Genomic DNA, 24,310 nt, shown 5'->3' on the forward strand with positions numbered 1-24,310 from the left:
TAAATTTTTACAGGATAATTCATAATTTATTGAAAAAATATTCCAAAGTGCTATAATAAATTTTAAGTAAAACGTTTTCAAATTAAAAGAGAGTAAGTTAAAGCTGAATGAGGTGAGTATATGTATGGTTTTTCCGTATATTTAAATGAAGCAATTGATCGTGATCACATCGACCGGATGGTTGCTGCTGGTTTTACTGGTATTTTTACATCAATCCATATTCCTGAAGATGATTCCACTGCCTATCTAGATCGGATGCAAGACCTTGGCACCATTGCAAAGGCTTATGACTTGTCGCTAGTCGTAGACATTTCAGGGACCAGTCTCCATAAAATTGGTGGGTCATTTGAAGATATCAGGCCGGTCATTGATCTAGGGGTTACAGGTTTGCGGATTGACTATGGTATTGGTTTTGAAACGGTGGCTCGTTTAAGTCGTGAAATTCATATCGCTTTAAATGCTAGCACACTGACTGAACAAGATTTAGAGCAACTCCATTATTATCAAGCAGACTTAAATCAAATAACCGCCTGGCATAACTACTATCCAAGGCCTGAAACTGGCTTAGACATGGACACCTTTAAACGCCACAACCATTGGCTGAAGTCGACGGGTCTTCGGACTATGGCTTTTGTCCCTGGTGATGACAAAATGAGGGGGCCAATCTACGCAGGCTTGCCGACGGTTGAAGCCCACCGAAGCATGCATCCTTTGGCGGGAACTCTAGATTTAATCACTAATGGCCATATTGACGACATTTATATAGGTGACCCATCAATTTCACGGGAAGTCCTTTTTCAATTTAAAGAATATATTGAAAAAAACCGGATTTGTTTAAGGGTGGAAAGTGCAAGGGACGCGGTTGCTGAACAAGTGGAATGGATTTTAGGTGACCATACTAATCGGCAAGATGCGGCAGCTCTAGTGATTAGAAGCCAAGAATCAAGACGACAATTAAGGTCAAATGACCCAATCAAAGCAGTGAATACTGATGCGCGACAATTTGGCGCTATCACTGTCGATAATGAAGGCTACGGACGCTACCAGGGTGAAGTACAAATTTGTAAGGTCGATTTACCGCAAGATGAGAAAGTCAATGTGGTTGGTCAGGTTGTTCAAACAGATAAAAGCTTAATCCCCTATATTGGGCCCGGACAAACATTTAGATTATTGCAGAAGTAATGGAGGACGAAAAAGATGAGTGTAGAAATTAATCAGTTAACGACTGAGAAGCGCAATCCAAATACTATGCATTTGGACCAGATGTCAGTTGGTCAAGTACTTGAGCTGATGAATAAGGAAGACCAACAGGTGCCTGAAGTGATTGCTGAAGCACTTGGACAAATTGAAGCGGCGGTTGAAACGATTATTCAGTCGTTAAAAGCTGGCGGTCGATTAATTTACTTTGGGGCCGGAACGTCTGGTCGTTTAGGCGTCTTGGATGCAGCTGAGTGTGTACCGACCTTTGGGGTCTCACCAGACTTAGTGGTCGGCTTGATTGCTGGTGGTGACAAGGCCATGGTCGAAGCGGTTGAAGGCGCTGAAGATTCGCTGACTTTAGCGGAAGAAGATTTCAAGAAGTTGAACTTAAATGCCAATGATACTGTCGTTGGGATTGCTGCTTCTGGACGGACGCCTTATGTAATCGGTGGCTTGCAATACGCCCAAAGTATTGGGGCCAAAACAGTCTCAATTGCCTGCAACAAGGAGGCTAAAATTAGTGGTTATGCCCAGATTCCAATTGAAGTGGACTGTGGACCGGAAATCTTAACTGGATCAACCAGACTAAAAGCGGGGACAGCCCAAAAGTTGATTTTGAATATGTTATCGACGGTTTCGATGATAGGCATCGGGAAAGTCTATCAAAACTTGATGGTGGACGTGCAAGCAACGAATGAGAAATTAGAAGAACGCTCTAAACGGATTATTATGGCAGCAACTGAATGTTCATATGAAGAAGCAGCAAGCTATTTTGAAGCCGCTAATCATAAAGTTAAAGTAGCCATCGTGATGATTTTAACCAATTTAGATGCTACAGAAGCCAGTCTAAAAATTAATGCAGCCAATGGTTTTGTAAATCAAGTATTAAAATGATGAGGGGATGGGTATCATGGCTAAAACAAGTAATGAAGCACGATTAGCACAAGCAATTTACCAACATATTGGCGGACCAACTAACACGAGTAAAGTCTATAACTGTATGACTCGAGTCCGGATCAACATTAAAGATGACCAGCAAGTAGATATGGAAGCCTTGAAACAAGTAGATGGCGTCATGGGCGTTGTTGAAGATGGGGACACCTTACAAGTGGTTGTTGGTCCAGGGACGGCAGCCAAAGTAGCCACTGTCATGGCCGACCAAGGGCATGTCCAACAAGGGCGTCAAGTTCATGAAAATCTTGACCAAGATTTAACTATAGGTCGGTCTGAAGCTGAACGAATCACTGCAGAAAATAAAAATAAACAAAAAGAAAAGAACAATACACCTTTTAAACAAGCACTGAAAGTGATTGCGTCGATCTTTGTGCCTTTAATTCCAGCCTTCGTCGGAGCCGGTATTATTGGTGGTATCGCGTCAATTATTCAAAATATGCTGACGGCGGGTGCATTAGAGCCGGGTATGTGGGACAACATTTTTCTTGTCCTTAAAATCCTTCAAAACGGGTTATTTGCCTACTTAAACATCTACATTGGTATTAATGCTGCCCGGGTATTCGGTGCAACAGAAGGCCTTGGTGGGGTTGTCGCAGGGGTTACTTATTTAACTGGTATGTTACCTGAAGCGCCACTACCAAATATCTTTACAGGTGGTGACTTAGCGGCTGGTCAAGGTGGAGTCATCGGAGTTATTATCGCCGTTTACCTATTGTCACTAGTTGAGAAAGGCTTACGTAAAGTCATTCCGGATGCCATCGATATCATTGTGACCCCAACCATTTCCCTATTAGTTGTTGGGATGATGACCATCTTCTTGATTATGCCGATTGCAGGTTTCGTATCCACTTCACTTGTTGGTGCCATCAACTGGGTATTACAAGTAGGTGGCGCAGTCGCCGGCTTTATCCTTGGGGCGAGCTTCCTTCCGCTAGTAATGTTTGGCTTGCACCAAATCCTGACCCCTATCCATATTGAAATGATTGCGGCTACAGGTAAGACCGTACTACTACCAATCCTTGCTATGGCGGGTGCCGGTCAAGTAGGTGCCGCCTTCGCGCTTTGGTTAAAATGTCGCCAGAACAAGCAATTAACCAACATTATTAAAGGGTCTCTACCAGTAGGTATTCTAGGTATCGGTGAACCCTTGATATACGCCGTAACTCTGCCCTTAGGTCGTCCCTTTGTCACAGCCTGTCTAGGTGGTGGAATCGGGGGTGCTGTCCTTGGGGCAATCGGTGGCGTTGGTGCTACTGCCATTGGACCATCAGGTGTCGCCTTAATTCCATTGATTGCTGACGGACAATGGCCAGCATACGTGATGGGTCTTGTCGCAGCTTATATTGGTGGCTTCATCCTGACATACTTCTTCGGTGTGCCCCAAACTGCCCAAGAAGCCAGTGAAATTACTGGATCGCCATCAAATACCATGGAAGGCTTAGACAATTTATAGTAAGATATGAATAAGTGGAAAAGGGCTGTCAACTCCTTGCTGGCAGCCCTTTAAATTTGCGAAATGATAGACGATAGAGAGGTGCCAAGATGGCAAGAAATGTCCTTCAAACAATCAACGAAATGCTGAAAGACTTACCCAAGTCTGAACAAAAGATTGGTCAACTTGTTTTAGAGCGGCCAAAAGATGTTATCCAGATGAACGCGACCGAACTCGCAAAAGAGGCCAAGTCAAGTCCAGCGGGGGTTATCCGTTTTTGCCGTTCGATTGGGATCAGTGGCTTTACCGCGTTAAAACTCGCTTTATCTGCACAAACAAGTCAAAGAGGCGATTTAAACTATACGGATATTGATGCAAACGAAGGTCTAGATACCATCAAAGAAAAGCTGGCAACCAACGCTAGTGTAGTCTTCGCCGATACCAATGTCAGTCTCTTAAACCAAGATATCGATCAAGTTACGGACTGGATTATGGCTAGTCCAGTGGTCTTTTTATATGGACTCGGTGCATCAAATATTGTAGCCCAAGACTTCCGGCAAAAATTTACCCGGATTGGTAAGCAAGTCATGGTGACCCAAGACCAACACGAACTAGTCGCAGCCATGGCCATTGCTCCAAAAGACTCACTATATATTGGGATTTCCAATTCAGGTGAAAAAGCTGAAGGAACCAGAGTCATAAAGATGGCCAAAGAACTTGGTTTAAAAACCGTTTCCTTAACTAAAGCGGGTGCCAATACTCTTGCTAATTTAGCCGATATTCCCTTACATACGGCCGATACCAAGGAGGCTTTGTTACGGAGTGGGGCAACCATTTCCTTGTTAGCCCAGCTTTATGCCATTGACCTGCTGTTCTTTTCTTATATGACGAAAAATTATGACACCCATGTTCAAAACTTAGCCATATCTAAAGAAGCAACCAACGCAATCGACAGCTTTTACCAAGATTAAAGAAAGGTGCTAAAAAACGACAGCATATATTTAAAACTAAAAGCAAATTTATACTAAGTAGACTAGCTCTTTTCCAAAGGGCTAGTTTTTTAGATCATTTAGCTTAGCGAAGAGTGGTCATTCTTCAAGGGGATTTAATCGTCTTTTAATGAAGAGCAAAATTTGCTATGATGGTAGGTAGAAACTTGAAAGAGAAAGGATGAAGACAGGTGCTAAAAATATATGGCTTAAAACAATGTTCCACAACACAAAAGGTGAAAAAACACTTGGAAGACCAAGGGTTAACCTTTGGGGAAATCATCGACATCCGTGATCAACCACCCGTGGCTAAAGAAATTGCCTGGGCACTGGACCAAGTAGACGGTAAATATACAAAAATATTAAACACATCAGGCGGTTTGTACCGTGAATTAGGCTTAAAAGACAAGCTAACCGATATGTCAGAAGAGTCATTTTTAGCCTTACTGTCTGAACAGGGCATGTTAATTAAACGACCATTAATTGTAGGCGACCAAGTCGCTACAGCAGGGTCAAAAGTCGATTTTTTGGACCAGATCTGGTTAAGCAAATAAGGATAGAAAAATAAGGACAGGACAAGGGGCAATATAGGATAAAGATTCTTGGAGGGGTTTTATTGGAAATTGAAGCGTTAAAGGATTTAATTGCAGGGCAAGAAAGCGACATGTTCGCCTTTTTAGAAGAATTAGTGAATACGGAATCAGGGATTGATCAAATTTCTGGTATCAATCAAGTGGGGACGATTATCAGTCAATGGTGTGAAAGTATTGGCATGACCACCCGGACCATTCCCCATGACCAAGCAGGGGACTTGTTGATTGCTGAATATAAAACTGCCGAAAACAAGGACAAAAAGCCTATCGTCTTATCAGGTCATATGGATACCGTCTTTAATGCCGATGTGACCAAAAACCACCACTTCCGTTTGCTGGCTGATAAACCGGGTTTTGCTAAGGGTGCTGGCCTTATGGACATGAAGGGTGGCCTCGTCATCGCCATGTATGTGGTGAAAAACCTGATTGAAATGGGCTATCAAAAATACCCCCTAAGTCTAATTTTGATTCCGGATGAAGAAACCCTCCACCGATATTCAGATACCCGTCAGGAAATGATTGGGGAATTACAGGATGCAGCATTGATGCTGAACTTTGAACCCACACCAACCTTTGATGAAATTGTGGTCGGTCGCCAAGGTGGCATGATGCTGAACGTAACCGTCGAAGGTATCCAAGGTCATTCCGGTATGGAAGTTGAAATAGGCCGGTCAGCCGTTGTGGAATTAGCTCAGAAAGTCGTTGCCCTAGAAACCTTAACTGATATCTCGCGCAAGAAATTGATCAACTGTGGCATTATCAATGGGGGTGTTTCAGCCAATACCATTCCAGGTTCTGCCAAAGGAAACTTCTCACTTAGATTCCCAAACCAGACCATTAAAGAGGAAATTATCGCAGACATCGAACGCGTTATTGCTGAACCCTATATAGCAGATACAGTGACCAAATTTGAAATTGAATCGGGCGTAGATGCCATGGTTTACACCGATAAAGTCGATCAATTAGCAGACCATTACTCTGCCACGGCTTACAAAATGGGTTATGGTCCTCTAGCTAAGGTTGAAAGCCAAGGCGCATCCGACGCCTCTCTAGCATCCCTTGTAGACATTCCCGTTGTTGACGGCTTGGGCATTGTGGGGACAGGTGCCCACACCCTTGAGGAAGAAGCTGATTTGACCTCACTTGTACCAAGAGTCGCACTATCCATTCAAGCCATTTTAGATTTATAATAAAGTAAGCAAATCAAATAACCGCCAACCAGGAGACAAGACATCACCTAGTTGGCGGTTTATTTTATTTGAGTAAACTTTTTGCTGAGCATTTAGTCAGCAATTTGTTCATTGTCTAAATTTGTACGAACCACTAACACATCACACGGGGCATTACGAATCACATATTCAGAAACAGACCCGATAAATAAACGTTCAACAGCATTTAAACCAGTCGCACCAATCATAATTAAATCTGCCTTGTTTTCTGGCGCTAAAGTATGGCAAATTTGGTACTTGGCAGAACCATAATCAATCACAGTTTCCACTCGTTCAATCCCTGCTTTACGCGCTTCTTCCTCATAATCAGTTAACATGACTTTAGCACGTGTTGTAACAGCCTCAGGAATGACCTCATTATACATATTTGTTGTTTGGAAGGCAGAGGTGTCAATAATATGGGCAACAATTAGGGTAGCATTGTTACGCTTAGCAACAGCTACAGCCTTTTTAAACGCTAATCTAGACTCGTCCGAACCATCAATTGGGGCTAATATACGTGAATATTCTTGATACATTTTCCTCACGCTCCTTTGTATTTATTATACCACTTAAAAAGCATAAAGTAAGCGCTTAAGTATCATTTTGCAGTTATAAAGGTAAAAAATGAGAGCAATATATCAGTATTGCAGGCGAGGAGATGCAAAAGAAAAGTATAACAAAAAAGGATGCGATAAACGCATCCTCTAAAAAGTTAATTTTATAAAAGAGCTCCGTTATGTGCCGTGATGAGATCTATCTGTATTGAACCCGCATTGATATACAGGTGGGAACCACATATCTACTTCAACAGTCCTCGTGATGAGGCGTTATATCCATAAACCTTGGCAGTTCCCTAGATAGCTAATTGTTCGGTCAACACATGTAAAGAAATCGCGAACACTACAGAGGAATTCTTCTTATAAGTATCATACAGGCTTTTGACGATAATTTCAAGTTTTAGACTCTGAAAAATCCGACAATTACTATAATCATAACATTTATAAGTGATTACTTACCTTCACGTTTACGGCGGTTTTCAGCTAAAGCCCGTTCATAATTCCCAGTGTCTCCGGCTTCGTAATACCGTCTACCAACTAGGGTATCTGGCAGGTATTGTTGGGCTACCCAGTGGTTAGGATAGGCATGTGGAAACTTATATTCATTGCCGTGACCTAATTTTTCAGCGCCTTTATAATGCGCATCTTTTAGGTGTTTTGGAATGATACCAGATTTACCAGCCCGCACGTCAGCAAGGGCGGCGTCAATTCCTTCAATAGCTGAATTGGATTTAGGCGATAAGGCTAAATCGATAATGGCATTGGCTAAAGGAATCCGAGCTTCGGGTAGGCCTAATTGGTTGGCCGCTTGAACTGCAGCAACCGTTCGTTCGGTTGCTTGCGGGTTGGCCAAACCAACGTCTTCGTAGGCTATGACTAATAATCTCCGACATAAAATGGTTAATTCACCGGCTTCAATTAATCGTGCTGCGTATAGGAGGGCAGCGTCTACGTCGCTTCCACGAATAGATTTTTGAAAGGCTGAAATGACATCGTAATGCATGTCTCCGTCTGCGTCGTGGGAGAATGATTTCATCTGCATACTTTCTTCCGCAATATCCAAAGTAATATGGATACGGCCATCCGCATTTTCGTCTGTTGATTTAACGCTTAGTTCTAGGGCATTTAAGGCCGACCGCAAGTCACCAAAGGCTGCATGGGCGAAATGGTCAATGGCATTGTCATCAATATCAACTGGAAAGCTGCCTAATCCGCGGTCACTATCGGTTAAGGCCCGTTCTAAACCAGTTTTAATATCTGCTTCATCCAGTGGTTCTAATTGAAAGATTTGAGCCCGAGACCGGATGGCTGGACTGGTGTTAATAAAGGGATTTTCAGTTGTAGCCCCAATTAAAGTAATCAAGCCTGATTCCAAATGAGGTAGTAGAAAGTCTTGTTTTGTTTTATCTAACCGGTGGATCTCGTCTAGTAATAAGACGATACCGCCAGAAAATTTAGCTTCCTCAACTACCGCCTGTAAGTCCTTCTTGCTGTCTGTAGCGGCATTTAATTTTCTAAAGGCATATTTAGTAGACCCAGCGATGGCTGAGGCAATCGATGTCTTCCCAATACCGGGTGGTCCATATAAAATCATGGATGATAATTGCATGGCTTTTACCATTCGGAAAATGATTTTGCCTTCTCCAACTAGATGTTGTTGGCCGACAACTTCTTCGATTGACCGCGGTCGCATGCGAAAGGCTAAGGGATTATTTTGTGGCATTTACCTGTCTCCTCTCTTGGCTATACTCGTCTTAATTATAACATAGGTGATTCAGGTTAGCGAATATACGTTCGTTTTCCAATAAAAAAGTAAGACAGAAAAATAGTCTGACAAGCACATTAATGATAAAATAAGTCGAACAACCATTGCTATATGGATGGTAGAAGAGTAGATGAGGAGTTAGATTACATATGAATTGGTTACAGTCATTCATTCAACAAGCAGAGATTCGCCACGCTTTCAAAGAGGCATCGGTAGGGATTGAACGAGAGGGTCACCGGATTACACCTGAGGGGCAGTTGGCTTTAACCCCGCACCCTAAAAAAGTGGATGGGTCAACGTCGTCATTTTATATTCAACGGGACTTTGCGGAGTCGCAATTAGAATTGGTGACACCGCCAGTTTATTCTGCGGACCATGTCATGGAATGGTTGCAAGCGATACATGAAGTGACGATTGAGTCATTAACAGAAAATGAACGGATCTGGCCATACTCAATGCCACCTGCCTTGCCGGCGGATGATTTGATTGAAGTGGCAGATTTAGAAGATCCGGTTGCTGTTGACTACCGGGATTATTTAGTAGAAGTATACGGTAAAAAATTGCAGATGATTTCTGGTATTCACTTCAATATGCAGATTTCACCTGCTTTCATTCAACTAGTCCATGAAGAAGCGAAAAAAGTAGACGGCAATAGCCAATCGCTAAAAGATTTCCAGTCTGATTTTTATCTACGTTTATCCCGTAATTTCTTGCGTTACCAGTGGATTTTAGTTTATTTATTTGGGGCGGCGCCAATTGCGGATGACAGCTTTTTCCGTGTGCCATCAGATAAATTTGCACACCCAGTGCGGTCAATTCGAAACTCACGTCTAGGATATATCAATAAGAATGATGTGACCTTTACTTATGACAATTTAGAGGACTATGTGACGCAATTAGAGGACAACGTGACTGAGGGGCGTTTAATCGCTGAGAAAGAATTTTATTCAAATGTTCGATTACGTGGTGCCAACAAAGCCCGGTCTTTACTGAATAAAGGCATTAAGTACCTAGAATTTAGACTGTTAGATATTCAACCGGATGCCGCTTACGGGATTAAAGCGTCAGATATTGAATTCATGAAATACTTCATCTTGTACTTAGTCTGGTCCAGTAAAGATGCCAATATGGCGGATGTCCATTACGGGATTGACTTGAAGACTAAGGTTGCTGAAGAGGAAACTTTCCAAAAAACGCAAGCTATGGACGAAGGGTTAGCCATTTTGCAAGACATGCAAGGCATGTTAGAGGCGATTGAAGCTGATCAATCGGTTATTGAAACGACACAATTGATGGTAGACCGGATGAAAGACCCAGCATTAACGCCAGCTGGCCAAATGATGACGACTATGAAAGATGTTGATGGATTCCTAAAAGCAGGTCGCCAATTCGCGGAAGAGGTCTACGAGTCAGCCTGGGCTAAACCTTATGCTTTAGGTGGCTTTGAAGATATGGAATTATCAACCCAGATTCTAATGTTTGATGCCATCCAAGAAGGCTACCAAATGGATATTTTGGACCGGGATGACCAGATGCTCCGTCTAAAATATAAAACCCACAAGGAAATCGTGAAGAATGCTAACATTACTAGCAAAGACCCTTATATTGGTCACTATGTTATGGAAAATAAGGTAGTCACTAAGGCCTTATTAGCTGAGCACGGCATTCATGTGCCAAAAAGTCTAGAATTTAATCAATTTGGTGAAGCGATGAAAGTGGCAGCTTTATACCAAGACAAAGCTTTTGTGATTAAACCAAAATCAACGAATATGGGAATTGGGATTTCAATCTTTAAGAAAGGCGCGACGGCTGACGAATTTAAGGCAGCTTTAGATATCGCCTTTAAAGAAGACCATACTGTTTTAATTGAAGACTTTGCCTTTGGCACTGAATACCGTTTTTACGTGCAAGAAGGGGAAGTCCTGTCTATTGTCAACCGTGTTGGGGCTAATGTGATTGGAGACGGTCAGTCAACAGTTGAAGAATTGGTCGCTGACAAGAATAAAGACCCTAAACGAGGACGGGACCACCGTTCGCCACTAGAAATCATCCAATTAGGGGATATCGAAGTGAATACCTTGAAACAACAAGGCTTTACACCAACGGATGTGGTGCCTGAAGGGCAACAAGTAATTTTACGAGAGAATTCAAACATTTCAACAGGTGGAGATTCTATTGAAGTCTTAGCCGATATGCACGATTCTTATAAGGAAATTGCTGTGAAGATGGCGGCTGTTTTAGGGGTGAATATTACCGGATTAGACCTAATGATTGAAGACATTCACCAACCAGCAAGTGCAGATAACTATGCATTAATTGAAGCCAATTTTAACCCAATGATGATGATGCATATTTACCCAGCAATGGGAGAGGGCAAACGGATCACTAAGGACCTGTTAAGCTTCCTATTCCCTGAGAAAACAAAATTTACGGGAGGAAAATAATGAAAGGCATTTATTTAGATTACGCCGCAACAACACCAGTTGACCCAGAAGTCATTGAAGTCATTACAAATGCCATGCATGATGATTTCGGTAATGCTTCAAGTTTGTATAAGATTGGGCGTGAATCTAAGCAGAAGATAGAAGGCGTCCGCAGACAAATTGCCAAGACCCTAAACGCTGATGCAGATGATATTATCATTACGTCTGGTGGGACCGAGTCCAATGATTCAGCTATTAACCAAACTGTTGCCAGACTTGCAAACAAAGGCAAGCATTTGATCACAACAGCTGCAGAACACTCTTCTGTCTACCAAACTATGCGTCACCTTGAAAGACAAGGTTTTGAAGTGACTTATCTAGACTTTGATGAAGAAGGTCATATTGACTTTGAAGAATTGAAAACAAGCATCCGAAAAGAGACAATTTTGGTATCCATTATGGCCGGCAATAATGAAGTAGGGTCTCTTCAAGACATCCAAGCCATTGGCGACCTCTTACATGAAAAGGATATTTTCTTCCATACAGATACTGTCCAAACATATTTGAATATTCCTTTAGACGTGGAAAAAATGCACATCGATGCCTTGTCTATGTCTGCCCATAAAATATACGGGCCAAAAGGGATAGGCTTTATGTATTACCGTAATGCTAAGGCGGATTTTGCCCCTTATGTACGCGGTGGTAACCAAGAAAACAAACATCGGGCAGGAACAGAAGCCTTACCTTTAATCTTGGGCATGTCTAAAGCCATCGAAAAGCAATATGACAATATGGAAAAGCACCAGGACCACTTAAAGGCCTTGCGTCAATATTTCTTGGAAGGCGCTCGGGAACGTGGCTTAAACTTCCAAATCAATGGTCCGGCTGAAGCAGAATTGGCCCATGTCTTAAATATCTATTGGCCGGGTCACCCATCTGATCAAGTTTTAATCAAGCTAGATTTAAGAGATGCTTACTTATCAGCAGGTTCAGCATGTACAGCAGGATCACTTGAACCATCACGCGTGCTTGTGTCTATGTACGGGGCGGATTCGCCGCGAATCGCAGAAAGTTTACGACTTTCTTTTGGGGAACCAACTGAATTTTCAGATATTGATCAAATTTTAGATATTTTTGCTTCAATTAAATAGTTATTTTTAGTGGAGGGAACAGATTATGGCAATGACAGCAAGTGTCCAGTTGAAAGGGGCTAGTAAGAAATTTAAACTAGCCGATACAGTGAAGAAATATACCCTTAGAGACTACGGATTCCAAGAGGGTAAACAAGGGAACTTTGAATTCGAACGCGTAGTAACCGCATCATTTAATGATAGCCGCGAAGTTTTATTCAAAATGAAAGTGAATAGCAGCCTTGATGGTTTTTCTATGACTGTGACTAATTTGAACGGTATGCAAGTGGTGAATGTTTATAAAAACGATTCGATGGCACCACTGCAAGAAGCGGTTGAACGGTTACAAGCGGATATGGTCACTATGGGTATCCTTGAAGAAATTGTATAGACTATAGTAGATAAATATACTCGAAAAAAGTAAGCGTATTGCTTGCTTTTTTTGCTACAGCCTGTATAATTTGTACTTGTGATTTTATAATCTCTACTAACAACCTAATATACGACCTTCAATCGTAAAATTATGGCAGAAAGATGGTGATGTTGTGGTAGAAAATAATCCAAATAAAAATACCCGCGTGGTAGTCGGTATGAGTGGTGGCGTTGATTCCAGCGTAACAGCCTTATTACTGAAACAACAAGGGTATGATGTCATCGGTATCTTCATGAAGAACTGGGATGACACAGACGAAAATGGCTTCTGTACAGCAACGGAAGATTACAAAGACGTTGCCGCAGTAGCCACGCAAATCGGTATTCCTTATTACTCGATTAACTTTGAAAAGGAATATTGGGACAAGGTATTCACTTATTTCCTAGATGAATACAAACGTGACCGGACGCCCAACCCGGACGTAATGTGTAATAAGGAAATTAAATTTAAAGCTTTCCTAGACTATGCATTAGAACTTGGGGCTGACTATGTTGCAACTGGCCACTACGCGCAAGTTGAACGCGACTCTAAAGGCAAAGTGCACATGTTACGTGGTTTAGATAATAACAAGGATCAAACATACTTCCTTAACCAATTATCACAAGATCAATTACAACGTGTCATGTTCCCATTAGGCCATTTAGAAAAACCAGAAGTACGTCGAATTGCTGAAGAAGCAGGCTTAGCAACTGCTAAGAAAAAAGACTCAACTGGTATTTGCTTTATTGGTGAAAAGAACTTTAAAGAATTTCTAGGTAACTTTTTACCAGCGCAACCTGGTAAAATGATTGCTGAAGATGGGACTGTAATGGGTGACCACATGGGCTTGATGTACTATACAATCGGCCAACGTAAAGGGTTAGGCATCGGTGGCGGTGGCGAATCTGATCAACCATGGTTCGTTGTAGGGAAAGACCAAGCTAAAAACGTTTTATACGTTGGCCAAGGCTTCCACAACGATAAATTATATGCAGACTACTTAATGGCGAGTGACCTATCATTTGTCGATGACGAATTTACTGCAACTTCTTTTGATTGCACAGCGAAATTCCGTTACCGTCAAAAAGATACACAAGTCCATGTTGATATCAATGAAGATGGGACTGCGAAAATCACTTTTGCAGAACCAGTACGTGCAATCACCCCTGGACAAGCAGTTGTATTCTACGACGGTCCAGAATGTCTAGGTGGCGGTACAATTGATGCTGCTTTCAAAAATTCAGAAGTAGCAGAATTGCAATACGTTTAAACACTTCAATCAACTATTCAAACAATTCAAACTAACATAGAAGAGGCGTGATGTCATGGTCACGTCTTTTTTTATTATATTTCTATAGGCAAAATGACTTAGATACCTATAAATCTATCCATTCTGAACTACTTGAATATGCTATAATATGTAAGATTACTAAGACGAGGAAGGAGCAGCCAACATGCGACAAAATCAGAATCAACCAACAAGTGAAGATTATGTCATAGGTGAGGTAAAGGCGACCTTCTTTTTTAATGAAAGCAACTTTTATCGGGTAATGTCAGTTGAAATAGACGAAACCAATACCATGTATTCAGAAAAAGAAATCGTGATGACGGGAAACTTCCCAACTATCCAGGACGGGACGACCTATCATTTTAAAGGTAAATTGGTGGACCACGCTAAATATGGTGTTCAATTCCAAGTAACTTCTTATGAAGCGCAGAAAATCACCTCTAAAGAAGGGTTAATTCGATTTCTATCATCCGAACAATTTCCAGGAATTGGAGATACGATAGCCAGTCGTATTGTTGATGCTTTTGGCGACCAAACCATTGATACTATTTTAAATGATGCAGAAGCCTTAAAAGTGGTTAAAGGTTTGTCTAAAAAGACTAGAACTATGCTACATGAGCGGATGGTTGAACAAAGAGGGAATGAACAAGTTTTCGTTAAGCTAGCTGAGATGGGCTTTTCATCGCGGTTGGCTGGGCAAATTTATGGCCTCTACCATAACGAAGCGGTCGAAATTATTGAAGAAAATCCTTATATTTTGATCGACGATATCCGCGGTTTTGGTTTTCAAAAAGCAGACCAAATCGCTTTAAATATTGGTTTCCCCTTGGATTCACCAGTCCGGGTTGCTGGGGGTGTCATGTTTGTCCTAAACTTAGCCACTTTTGAATCAGGGAATACTTTTGTGATGGAGGAGCCACTGATTGAGAAAACCCAAGAAGTCTTGATGCACGGGCAGTCACAATTTATTGAAGCCAAACGCATTCAAGATACCATTTCAGATATGAACGAAACAGGTAAGTTGATCTTATCTGAAGAAGGGCGAGTTGCCTTGCCAACTTTATACTTTGCTGAAGTGGGTATTGCCAAGATGATGGGGCAAATGCAGCAACCTCAGTATCAACCCCAATATCCGGGTGTTGATTTAGACGAAGAAATCCAAAAACTAGAACAAGACTTAGGTATTTCCTACGGACAGGCTCAAAAGAAAGCCATTAAAGAGGCGTTAACTTCCAAAATGTTTATCTTAACTGGGGGACCAGGGACAGGTAAGACAACGGTATTAAACGGCATCGTCCAATTGTATGCTCGTTTAAATAATATTTCCTTAAATGTAGAAGAATATGACCCAGGTGCCTTTCCAATTTCTTTAGCCGCCCCAACAGGACGAGCCGCTAAACGAATGACTGAAATGATCCATCTGCCAGCATCAACTATTCATCGTTTACTTGGTTTAACAGGTGAAGAGGATGACAGCGAAGACGGCGAAGAGTCAGGCGTGCAGCTAGAAACTGACTTATTGATTATTGACGAAATGTCCATGGTGGATACATGGCTTGCCTATAAATTACTTTCAAGTGTCCCTTCATTTATGCAAGTCATTTTTGTGGGGGATAAAGACCAGTTAGCTTCTGTAGGACCCGGACAAGTATTAGCTGACTTATTATCTTCACAGACAGTTAAAACGCGTGAGTTGGATGAAATCTACCGTCAGAAAAACCAGTCGACCATTGTCCAATTGGCTCATCAGATTAAACAAGGTATTGTGCCTAAAGATTTGATGATGAACCAACGAGATCGGTCCTTTTTCAAGGTGCAAGCTAATCAAATTGCAGACTTAGTAGCTATTGTGGCTAAGCGGGCTGTTGACAAGGGCTACCAAAAACGAGACGTTCAAGTCTTGGCGCCGCTCTATAAAGGACAGGCCGGGATCAATCATATCAATGAGCGTTTGCAGGCTGTTTTAAACCCCAACGACGACGGTAAAAGACGGGAGTTAGTCTATTTTGAACAAACCTTTAGGGTTGGGGATAAGGTCTTGCAGCTGAAAAACCAAGCCGAGAAGAACGTTTTCAATGGAGACTTAGGTGAGATAGTAGCAATCTTTTTTGCCAAGGAGACGACCAACAAGGTGGACCAGATTGTGGTCCAATTCGACGAGGTTGAAGTGACTTATGAACGTAATGACTTCAATGAAATTACCTTAGCTTACTGTACGTCAATTCATAAGTCGCAGGGGTCGGAATTTCCAATTGTGATAGTGCCTTTAGTTCCGCAACACCACCGGATGCTGAAGCGAAATTTATTATATACGGGGATCACGCGGGCCAAGCAGTCCTTGATTATGTGCGGTGAACCCCAGGCCTTTCAAACGGCCATTCAAAATGTGGATGCTAGTCGGCAAACCCAACTAAAGGACTTTCTGATGGAAGCTGTGGATGTTGATGAACGGATGGCAACGGCTGTTGCAGCAGAAATAGAAGAAAAAGATGCGACAACATCAAAAAATCAAGCTGAAAGTCGGGCAGAAACGACATCAGATGATGATTTAACGGAAAATTCCAGTCCAGAAACTGGGGACGCCACTGAAGAGCATGTAGATGAGAAAGTGGCAACTAACAGTGATTCAGCAGTTGAAGATTTTTATCTGACAGCTGATATAGTCCTGAGTCATTCAATTGACCCTATGATAGGGATGGATGGATTGAAGCCGGAAGATTTTTAATTAGTTTACTTGCTTGAAAACTTGACAAATTAGCCATTCTGTCAGTATAATTTGGAATGTGAAAAGACTATAAAGTCTACAAGTGGGAAGAACCATATTTTATGAACCTTAGCGAGGATGAACAGGTGCAAGCATCCAATCATAAAATGCTCTCTTTCTAAACATTTAGTCGAAAGGCTACGCGCTAGCGTTATCCAGCAACTAGAGAGGTAATGTAAACATAGCATTGCAAATGAGGTGGTACCGCGCAAAGTCGTCCTCAATTTGCAAAGCTATGTTTTTTATTTTGAGGAGGACAACTATGAAACAATTAACATCAGCAGAAATTCGCCAAATGTGGCTAGATTTTTGGCAATCTAAAGGCCATAGTGTGGAGCCAAGTGCTTCATTAGTGCCAGTTCAAGATCCGTCATTATTATGGATTAACTCAGGGGTTGCAACCTTGAAGAAATACTTTGATGGCTCTGTTGTACCTGAAAACCCACGTATCACCAACTCACAAAAATCAATTCGTACCAACGATATTGAAAATGTTGGTGTGACAGCGCGTCACCATACCTTATTTGAAATGTTAGGGAACTTCTCTATCGGGGACTACTTCAAAGTTGAAGTGATTCCTTGGGCTTGGGAATTCTTAACTGACGAGAAATGGTTGGGATTAGATCCTGAGAAACTATATATGACTTACTACCCAGAGGATACTGAAACAGTTGAATTATGGCGTAAGGCGACTGGTTTATCTGATGACCATTATGTGCCAGTGGAAGATAACTTCTGGGATTTAGGTGCTGGTCCATGTGGTCCGGACACAGAAATTTTCTATGACCGCGGGGTTAAATACCAAGATTTAGAAGATTCTGACCCAGAAATGTACCCAGGCGGGGAAAATGAGCGTTACTTGGAAATCTGGAATATCGTGTTTTCTCAGTTTAACCATATGCCAAACGGCGAATATGTGCCTTTAAAACATAAGAATATTGATACGGGTATGGGGCTAGAGCGTATGACTTCTGTCATCCAAGATGCGCCAACCAACTTTGAAACAGACCTATTCTTACCGATTATTAAAGAAATCGAAACGTTAGGGACAACTGTAAAATACGGTGAAAAACCTGAAACTGATGTTTCTTATAAGGTAATTGCTGACCACGTTCGTGCAGTAACTTTTGCCATTAGTGACCGTGCTTTACCTTCAAATGAAGGCCGTGGCTATATCTTACGTCGTTTAATCCGTCGTGCGATCATGCATGCACGACGTTTAGGTATCAAAGATAACTTCTTAACGAAATTGGTACCTGTTGTTGCGGACATTATGGCTGACTTCTATCCAGAAGTGAAAGCAGACCAAGACTTTATCCAGGATGTAATTAAAACAGAAGAAGATCGTTTTAACGAAACCATCAATGAAGGGGAAGCGATTATTCAAGAAGTGATTGCAACGCTTGAAGCGGAACATAATAAAGTGATGTCTGGTGCGCAAGCCTTTAAATTATATGATACTTACGGCTTCCCATTAGAATTAACGCAAGAATACTTAGAAGAAGTGGGTATTGATGTTGATTTATCTGGCTTTGAAGAAGCGATGAAAGCACAAAGAGAACGTGCGCGTGCTGCGCGTAAGGATTCAACAGGTATGGCTGTGCAGTCTGAAGTGTTGAGTGAAATTGACGTGACATCAACTTATGTTGGTTACGACCAATTAGTCGTAGAAACGCGCGTGAATACCATTGTGTCAGGAGACGCATTAGTGTCGTCAGCAGAAGATGGGGACGAGGTATACTTAGTTGCTGAGCAGACACCATTTTACGCTGAAATGGGTGGTCAAATTGCGGATACAGGTGACGTCCTAGATGAAGATGGCCAATTAATTGGACATGTGGTAAATGTTGTTCGTGCACCAAATGGTCAACACTTACATGAAGTGAAATTAGAAGTAGCTATAGTATTGGACCAAACTGTACAATTAGCGGTTGACCGCCGTCGTCACCACTCAATCGAGAAAAACCATACGGCAACCCATTTATTACATCAAGCATTGAAAGATGTTTTAGGGGACCATGCTAACCAAGCAGGGTCATTGGTAACTGCTGAACACTTACGTTTCGACTTCTCGCACTTTGGGCAAGTAACAGATGAAGAATTGGCTGAAATGGAAGCGAAAGTAAATGAAGCTATCGCGGAAGCTTTCCCAGTTGTGACAACAGTAACGTCTATTGATGAAGCTAGAGCTGCTGGCGCACAAGCCTTGTTTGGTGAAAAATATGGTAGCGAAGTGCGTATGGTAGATATTAACCACTGGTCAATTGAACTTTGTGGGGGTACACACGTTGGTAATACTGCTGAAATCGGTCTATTCAAGATCACTTCAGAATCTGGTATCGGTGCTGGTGTTCGTCGTATTGAAGCTGTAACTTCATTAGCTGCTATCCAAGAATACAAGGTGCAAGAAAACATCCTGAAACAAATTGCTTCAAACTTAAAAGTAAGCAAATTCTTAAATGTTGTGGCACGTTTACAACAATTTAGAGAAGAACATAAGGAAACTTTACAGCAATTAAGTGCTTTACGTGATAAAATGAATGCGCAAGCAGCAGGTCAAATCTTTGATCATGTAGAAACTGCTGGTGCTTATACTGTAATCGCTGAACACGTACCAAATCGTTCGATGGATGATTTACGTAAGATTGCGGACGAGTGGAAACAAAAAGGCTCTTCTGATATCCTTGTGCTAGCAACTTCAGTGGATGATAAAGCGAATTTATTAATCGCTGTTGGGCAAGATGCTGTTAAAGCGGGTGTTAAAGCAGGCGACCTAATCAAACAAGTCGCACCCAAAATTGGTGGTGGCGGTGGTGGTCGTCCAGATATGGCCCAAGCCGGCGGTAAAAACCCAGCTGGAATTGAAGAAGCACTTGCCTATGCGAAAGAAATTATTGGCAAATAATGACGATTTCTTGTTAAAATACGGATAATTAGGTAAACTATAGATAATATTTGGAGGTGTTCTGATGAGTAATAAAGATGAAACAGTCCTATTCAATTTCGGAGAAAACAACGAAAAGGATGTCAAAGAGACATTAGAAATCGTATATGATTCTCTTAAAGAAAAAGGTTACAACCCAGTAAATCAAATCGTTGGTTATTTATTATCTGGTGATCCAGCTTATATTCCACGTCATAACGAAGCGCGTAATATTATCCGTTATCATGACCGCGATGAAATTCTTGAAGAATTAATCGTGAATTACATGAAACAATCTGGTCGCGAGTAATGCGATACATGGGATTAGATGTTGGGTCTAAAACAGTCGGCGTGGCTGTTTCTGATCCATTTGGATGGACTGCCCAAGGGGTAGAAATCATTCCAATCGATGAAGAATTAGAAGAATTCGGTTTGGACCGACTTGGCGAGTTGATTGCTGAGTATAAGGTAGAAGCGTTAGTTCTCGGTTTACCCAAGAATATGAACAATTCTATCGGCCCACGCGCTGAAGCATCACAAAAATACGGACAACTTGTGATAGACCGGTTTGATTTACCAGTCTTTTATCAGGATGAGCGTTTAACAACTGTTCAAGCAGAACGGATGTTAATTGCCAACGATGTCAGTCGTAAGAAGCGTAAGAAAGTGATCGATAAATTGGCCGCAGTATTGATTCTGCAGAATTATTTAGATGCCCACCCATCATAGTAGGTGTGCGGAAAGTCGTTTAGAATTAACGCGCTGGACCAAAAGACGAACAATTACTGTTAAGTAATTGGAGCATCTTGGGAAGCGTCCGATAATTCTGACTTTTCAAGCCCAATATGATGGTTATTGAGAGATATTGATTGAGTACGTTATAGGCTCAACACACGAGAGAAAAAGGAGATTTTCAAATGACTGAACATCATGAACATGACCACGAAGGTCACGAGCACATTACAATTGTTGACGAGGAAGGTAACGAGCAATTATTCGAAATTCTATTTACATTCGATTCAGAAGATTTCGGTAAATCATATGTTATCGTCTACCCAGCAGGCGTATCTGACGAAGAGGGCGTAGAATTACAAGCTTTCTCTTACGTTGAAAGTGAAGACGGCTTTGAAGGTCAATTAAATCCTATTGAGACTGAAGAAGAATGGGATATGGTAGAAGAAGTATTAGCGACTTTTATCGAAGACGAAGATTTATAATCTGTCGCTTTAAGTAAATGTCAATAAAAGAGAAAAAGCATCCAATTGATTTTGGGTGCTTTTTTCATGGAAAAAACTAAATAAATAATTGATGAGAAGAGTGGAAAATACTTGTAAATGAAATCATCAAGAGATAGAATGTATCCATAGATAAATTTTATCCACGAATGGAGGGTATTCAATGAAGATGAAAAGTGGGGTTGAACAAGCCCTTTGTATAATGATTATGCTGGCAACCCAGGCCGATCACCGTCCCATAAAAAGCACAATTTTCAGTCGGCGTCTTGAGGTGTCTGATTCATACCTGAAAAAAATCATGCGTTCTTTGGTGGTTTCAGGTTTGGTGCATTCTATAGCTGGTAAGGATGGCGGTTTTGTATTAAAGAAATCACCTAAAGATATGACGATGTTACATATTTATGAAGCGATTGAGGGCAAAGAAAGTTTTGTTCGACCAACAAATCTAGCAGAAAAAGTATTTTTACATGCTGATAAAATTAAGAATAAAAAACGCGAAGTATTAGATGTATTTTCTGATGCTGAGCAATTATTTAAACAACGATTACAAAAATATACACTTGAATCATTATTAATGGCAGGCACTAATGAAGTGAATGTTGTAGATTGGGAATCAATTGTTACTTCTAACGAAAAAGAATAAGAATGGACGTGTGCTACTTTGATTAAGCAAGAATGGCAATCAATATTTACAAAGAAAAAAATGATCATTATTTTACTAGGGATAGCTTTTATTCCTTCGTTATACACAGTAATTTTTTTGAGTTCTATGTGGGATCCATATGGAAAACTTGCGAATTTACCAGTAGCCGTTGTGAATGAAGACAAGGCAGTTCAATATAATGATGAAAACTTAGCAATAGGGGATAATTTAGTGGGTGAGTTGGAAAATTCAGATGAAATGGATTTTGAATTTGTGTCAAAATCAGATGCTGAGGCTGGATTAAAAGATGGTGATTACTATATGGTCATCACCATTCCCGAAAATTTCTCAGAAAACGCCACGAGTTTACTTGAAGATGAACCCAAACAAATGACCTTAAATTATGAAACCAGCGCGGGACATTCTTATATTGCCTCCAAGCTAACCTCTTCTGCAGCTAATACGATTAAGGATTCGGTATCTAGCGAAGTGACTAAAATATACGCGGAAACAATTTTTGCACAATTACAAACTGTGGCAGATAAAATGCAAGATGCTGCGGATGGTGGTAGTCAAATTAAAGACGGTGTAGAAGAAGCTGCAGATGGAAATGCTACAATAACAGAAAATTTAAACACTTTAGCATCATCAAGTCTAATTTTTGCTGATGGGGCAGATAGCTTAGATGTTGGTTTAAACACATATATTGATGGTGTCAGTCAAGTAAACGAAGGTGCTACGGCTTTAAACGAAGGTACCAGTCAATTAACAGATAGTATGCCTGCCTTGACATCGGGCGTAAGTCAATTGACTAGCGGTGCAGGCGATTTAGCTGATGGTAGTGCTACTCTAAGTGCTGGGTTAACTACTTTGTCTGATAATACAGTGACATTAGCAGATGGCGCTAATAGTTTGAACGATGGCATGGTGCAATTAGCTGAAGGGAGTCAGGCTTTAACAGATGGCTTATCACAATTAAATGCGAGTCTAACAAGCGAAGACCAGGCTGCGAAAATAACAGCTTTACAAACCGGATTAGATCAAATGAAATCAGGTTTAGATAATTTAGATAGTAGTTTACAGAATTCAAGTTTAGCTGGAGACTTATCAGATGTTACTGCCCAATTAGAGACATTATCGACTGCAATGGCAGATGTGCAAACACAATTGACCAGTATTGTAGCAGTTAGCGACCCAACTAGTAATACAGAAGCTGTTTTAACAGCAATTGAAGCAAGCGGGGCTGCATTAACGCCTGAACAAGAGGCTGCAGTTAGTACGGCTGTTGCAAACCAATTTACGACAGTGGCCACTACTCAAGCGGGCTCAGTTCAAACGATTTCTACTGATTTATCGTCTCTATCTAGTTTGCAAGACGTTGATGTCACGGCAATTGGTAGCCAGATTGCTAATTTACAAGCAAGTGTTCATCAATTAACTGAAGGGTATGATGCTTTATATGATGGTACCAATACCTTAATTGATGGCGTTAACCAAGTGGCATCTAGTAGCGATACCTTATTAGCGGGCGCACAGACACTGGATGCTGGAATAGATCAAGCACAAAGTGGTGCTACTGCATTAGCTTCAGGTATGAGTCAACTGAATGACGGTACCCAAGAATTGAATGCGGGTGGTTTATCACTAACAGATGGTTCTAATCAATTGAGTGAAGGTCTAAATACATTGAATAGCCAAACAGGCACTTTGGCTGATGGCGCCATTCAATTGCAAGCAGGTACACAAGCCTTGGCTGATGGTACTGGCCAACTAGTTGCTAATAGTGGTCAATTAACTGATGGTACTAGCCAACTTGCAGATGGTGCAGGGCAAATTGCAGATGGGGCAGATCAATTGGCGAATGGTTCACAAACATTAGGTGACGGCCTAGGCACAATCGCTGATGGTACATCTGAATTAAGTACACAGTTAGCGAATGGTAGTCAAACGCTGAACGAAGTTGATGCAACTGACAATACGTATGACATGATGGCAGAACCAGTCGACACTAATCAAACTGAAACCGCACCAATTCCAAATAATGGTACAGGGATGGCGCCATATATGATGTCTGTTGCTTTATTCATCGGTGCAATTACCTTAAATCTAATGTTCGATAGTTATACACCTAAAGGTCGCCCTAAAAATGGCATCAGCTGGTGGGCAAGTAAATTCTCTGTGTTGGCAGTGGTTGGTATTTTACAATCCTTGATTATGGTATTTCTATTACATACAGTGAATGGTTTAGAAACATTTTCTATGAGTAAAACATTACTCGTAACGATAATAACGGCCTTAACTTCAATTTCGATTGTCATGTTATTTAATTTATTGTTTGATAAAATTGGCTCTTTCATAATGTTAATTTTCTTGATTTTACAACTGTCAGGTTCAGGTGGTACCTATCCAATTCAATTGTCAAATCCATTCTTTGAAGCGATCCATCCCTACCTACCAATTACTTATTCTGTAGATGCCTACAGACAATTATTCGGTATAGGTGGTAGCATACGCACTGATGTATTTGTTTTAACGTCAATTCTGATTGTGTTCACGCTTTTAATCATTCTCTTCTACACTATAAAGTACAAGAAATTGAAAGCAAATGACTTTAAGACGCAAGCAGCAGTGTAGTGCAATTTTGTTAAAAACACGGTTAGGGGAATGTTACCTTACCGTGTTTTTTGATGTGGATTCAATTGCAGTCGGATTTCGCATCCTGTCTGACCGCCCGCGCTCACATCCTGTGCAATATTACAGTTTTTTTACGTTTGTTTGTATTTATCTAACA

General features: G+C 41.2%; 19 protein-coding genes and 1 other RNA gene. 17 read left to right on the top strand and 3 right to left on the bottom strand.

From position 1 onward, the window contains the following. Window positions 1–120 precede the first annotated feature (120 nt). The 6 genes from AWM74_RS07990 (at window position 121) to AWM74_RS08015 (ending at window position 6,358) form a co-directional block, all read left to right on the top strand. Window positions 121–1,182 (top strand): DUF871 domain-containing protein, encoded by a 1,062-nt coding sequence (locus tag AWM74_RS07990; protein WP_026465872.1) that lies wholly within the window; start codon window positions 121–123, stop codon window positions 1,180–1,182. 15 nt (window positions 1,183–1,197) lie between these two features. Further along, window positions 1,198–2,094, top strand: a complete 897-nt coding sequence (murQ, locus tag AWM74_RS07995) for an N-acetylmuramic acid 6-phosphate etherase (protein WP_026465873.1) — start codon at window positions 1,198–1,200, stop codon at window positions 2,092–2,094. Window positions 2,095–2,110: 16 nt separating this feature from the next. Next, the gene (locus AWM74_RS08000; protein ID WP_034258146.1) at window positions 2,111–3,607 is read left to right on the top strand and encodes a PTS transporter subunit EIIC; all 1,497 of its coding nucleotides are present in this window, start codon (window positions 2,111–2,113) and stop codon (window positions 3,605–3,607) included. An 89-nt stretch (window positions 3,608–3,696) separates the two neighbouring features. Then, window positions 3,697–4,557 carry a MurR/RpiR family transcriptional regulator gene (locus AWM74_RS08005; RefSeq protein WP_026465874.1) on the top strand — a complete coding sequence of 287 codons (861 nt, stop codon included), beginning with the start codon at window positions 3,697–3,699 and terminating at the stop codon, window positions 4,555–4,557. Window positions 4,558–4,766: 209 nt separating this feature from the next. Next, window positions 4,767–5,129 carry a Spx/MgsR family RNA polymerase-binding regulatory protein gene (locus AWM74_RS08010; protein ID WP_026465875.1) on the top strand — a complete coding sequence of 121 codons (363 nt, stop codon included), beginning with the start codon at window positions 4,767–4,769 and terminating at the stop codon, window positions 5,127–5,129. Window positions 5,130–5,191: 62 nt separating this feature from the next. Continuing rightward, the gene (locus tag AWM74_RS08015; RefSeq protein ID WP_026465876.1) at window positions 5,192–6,358 is read left to right on the top strand and encodes a M20/M25/M40 family metallo-hydrolase; all 1,167 of its coding nucleotides are present in this window, start codon (window positions 5,192–5,194) and stop codon (window positions 6,356–6,358) included. Between the two features lie 92 nt (window positions 6,359–6,450). Here AWM74_RS08015 and AWM74_RS08020 read toward each other — a convergent pair whose 3' ends face one another. The 3 genes from AWM74_RS08020 to AWM74_RS08030 form a co-directional block, all read right to left on the bottom strand. After that, on the bottom strand, window positions 6,451–6,915 hold the full coding sequence (locus AWM74_RS08020; RefSeq protein ID WP_026465877.1) for a universal stress protein: 465 nt from the start codon (window positions 6,913–6,915) through the stop codon (window positions 6,451–6,453). A gap of 188 nt (window positions 6,916–7,103) precedes the next feature. Further along, window positions 7,104–7,291: non-coding RNA, 6S RNA (ssrS, locus tag AWM74_RS08025), on the bottom strand. A 96-nt stretch (window positions 7,292–7,387) separates the two neighbouring features. Next, entirely contained in the window at window positions 7,388–8,659 is a 1,272-nt protein-coding gene (locus AWM74_RS08030; RefSeq protein WP_026465878.1) for a replication-associated recombination protein A, read from the bottom strand. 191 nt (window positions 8,660–8,850) lie between these two features. On the opposite strand from AWM74_RS08030, the gene gshAB reads away from it, so the two are divergent. The 11 genes from gshAB to AWM74_RS08085 all read left to right on the top strand — a co-directional run bounded on the left by gshAB (window position 8,851) and on the right by AWM74_RS08085 (window position 24,153). After that, entirely contained in the window at window positions 8,851–11,145 is a 2,295-nt protein-coding gene (gshAB, locus tag AWM74_RS08035; protein ID WP_026465879.1) for a bifunctional glutamate--cysteine ligase GshA/glutathione synthetase GshB, read from the top strand. After that, a complete protein-coding gene (locus AWM74_RS08040) occupies window positions 11,145–12,275 on the top strand; it encodes a cysteine desulfurase family protein (RefSeq protein WP_026465880.1) in 1,131 nt (376 codons plus the stop codon). Before gshAB ends, AWM74_RS08040 begins: the two co-directional genes overlap by 1 nt. Before the next feature lie 25 nt (window positions 12,276–12,300). Beyond that, window positions 12,301–12,645 carry a hypothetical protein gene (locus AWM74_RS08045; protein WP_016897550.1) on the top strand — a complete coding sequence of 115 codons (345 nt, stop codon included), beginning with the start codon at window positions 12,301–12,303 and terminating at the stop codon, window positions 12,643–12,645. Between the two features lie 199 nt (window positions 12,646–12,844). Beyond that, entirely contained in the window at window positions 12,845–13,936 is a 1,092-nt protein-coding gene (gene mnmA / locus AWM74_RS08050) for a tRNA 2-thiouridine(34) synthase MnmA (RefSeq protein ID WP_051218302.1), read from the top strand. 184 nt (window positions 13,937–14,120) lie between these two features. Continuing rightward, window positions 14,121–16,679 carry an SF1B family DNA helicase RecD2 gene (gene recD2, locus AWM74_RS08055; RefSeq protein ID WP_026465882.1) on the top strand — a complete coding sequence of 853 codons (2,559 nt, stop codon included), beginning with the start codon at window positions 14,121–14,123 and terminating at the stop codon, window positions 16,677–16,679. Between the two features lie 301 nt (window positions 16,680–16,980). Then, entirely contained in the window at window positions 16,981–19,623 is a 2,643-nt protein-coding gene (gene alaS, locus AWM74_RS08060) for an alanine--tRNA ligase (RefSeq protein ID WP_026465883.1), read from the top strand. A 64-nt stretch (window positions 19,624–19,687) separates the two neighbouring features. Further along, window positions 19,688–19,951 carry an IreB family regulatory phosphoprotein gene (locus AWM74_RS08065; RefSeq protein ID WP_003140964.1) on the top strand — a complete coding sequence of 88 codons (264 nt, stop codon included), beginning with the start codon at window positions 19,688–19,690 and terminating at the stop codon, window positions 19,949–19,951. Then, window positions 19,951–20,370 (top strand): Holliday junction resolvase RuvX, encoded by a 420-nt coding sequence (ruvX, locus tag AWM74_RS08070; protein WP_003140966.1) that lies wholly within the window; start codon window positions 19,951–19,953, stop codon window positions 20,368–20,370. Before AWM74_RS08065 ends, ruvX begins: the two co-directional genes overlap by 1 nt. 188 nt (window positions 20,371–20,558) lie before the next feature. Next, on the top strand, window positions 20,559–20,858 hold the full coding sequence (locus AWM74_RS08075) for a DUF1292 domain-containing protein (protein WP_016897544.1): 300 nt from the start codon (window positions 20,559–20,561) through the stop codon (window positions 20,856–20,858). 181 nt (window positions 20,859–21,039) lie between these two features. Beyond that, the gene (locus tag AWM74_RS08080; protein WP_026465884.1) at window positions 21,040–21,519 is read left to right on the top strand and encodes an RrF2 family transcriptional regulator; all 480 of its coding nucleotides are present in this window, start codon (window positions 21,040–21,042) and stop codon (window positions 21,517–21,519) included. A gap of 60 nt (window positions 21,520–21,579) precedes the next feature. Further along, window positions 21,580–24,153: a YhgE/Pip domain-containing protein gene (locus AWM74_RS08085; RefSeq protein ID WP_236702863.1), complete on the top strand. Its 2,574-nt coding sequence runs from the start codon at window positions 21,580–21,582 to the stop codon at window positions 24,151–24,153. The last annotated feature ends 157 nt before the right edge of the window (window positions 24,154–24,310 follow it).

Source organism: Aerococcus urinaeequi, assembly GCF_001543205.1.
GTDB lineage: Bacteria > Bacillota > Bacilli > Lactobacillales > Aerococcaceae > Aerococcus > Aerococcus urinaeequi.

Excerpts from the sequence above, each read along its gene's own strand:
- AWM74_RS07990 (WP_026465872.1), top strand. The coding sequence starts at position 121 with ATGTATGGTTTTTCCGTATATTTAAATGAAGCAATTGATCGTGATCAC.
- murQ (WP_026465873.1), top strand. The coding sequence starts at position 1,198 with ATGAGTGTAGAAATTAATCAGTTAACGACTGAGAAGCGCAATCCAAAT.
- AWM74_RS08000 (WP_034258146.1), top strand. The coding sequence starts at position 2,111 with ATGGCTAAAACAAGTAATGAAGCACGATTAGCACAAGCAATTTACCAA.
- AWM74_RS08005 (WP_026465874.1), top strand. The coding sequence starts at position 3,697 with ATGGCAAGAAATGTCCTTCAAACAATCAACGAAATGCTGAAAGACTTA.
- AWM74_RS08020 (WP_026465877.1), bottom strand. The coding sequence starts at position 6,915 with ATGTATCAAGAATATTCACGTATATTAGCCCCAATTGATGGTTCGGAC.
- AWM74_RS08030 (WP_026465878.1), bottom strand. The coding sequence starts at position 8,659 with ATGCCACAAAATAATCCCTTAGCCTTTCGCATGCGACCGCGGTCAATC.
- gshAB (WP_026465879.1), top strand. The coding sequence starts at position 8,851 with ATGAATTGGTTACAGTCATTCATTCAACAAGCAGAGATTCGCCACGCT.
- AWM74_RS08040 (WP_026465880.1), top strand. The coding sequence starts at position 11,145 with ATGAAAGGCATTTATTTAGATTACGCCGCAACAACACCAGTTGACCCA.
- AWM74_RS08045 (WP_016897550.1), top strand. The coding sequence starts at position 12,301 with ATGGCAATGACAGCAAGTGTCCAGTTGAAAGGGGCTAGTAAGAAATTT.
- mnmA (WP_051218302.1), top strand. The coding sequence starts at position 12,845 with ATGAGTGGTGGCGTTGATTCCAGCGTAACAGCCTTATTACTGAAACAA.
- recD2 (WP_026465882.1), top strand. The coding sequence starts at position 14,121 with ATGCGACAAAATCAGAATCAACCAACAAGTGAAGATTATGTCATAGGT.
- alaS (WP_026465883.1), top strand. The coding sequence starts at position 16,981 with ATGAAACAATTAACATCAGCAGAAATTCGCCAAATGTGGCTAGATTTT.
- AWM74_RS08065 (WP_003140964.1), top strand. The coding sequence starts at position 19,688 with ATGAGTAATAAAGATGAAACAGTCCTATTCAATTTCGGAGAAAACAAC.
- ruvX (WP_003140966.1), top strand. The coding sequence starts at position 19,951 with ATGCGATACATGGGATTAGATGTTGGGTCTAAAACAGTCGGCGTGGCT.
- AWM74_RS08075 (WP_016897544.1), top strand. The coding sequence starts at position 20,559 with ATGACTGAACATCATGAACATGACCACGAAGGTCACGAGCACATTACA.
- AWM74_RS08080 (WP_026465884.1), top strand. The coding sequence starts at position 21,040 with ATGAAGATGAAAAGTGGGGTTGAACAAGCCCTTTGTATAATGATTATG.
- AWM74_RS08085 (WP_236702863.1), top strand. The coding sequence starts at position 21,580 with ATGATCATTATTTTACTAGGGATAGCTTTTATTCCTTCGTTATACACA.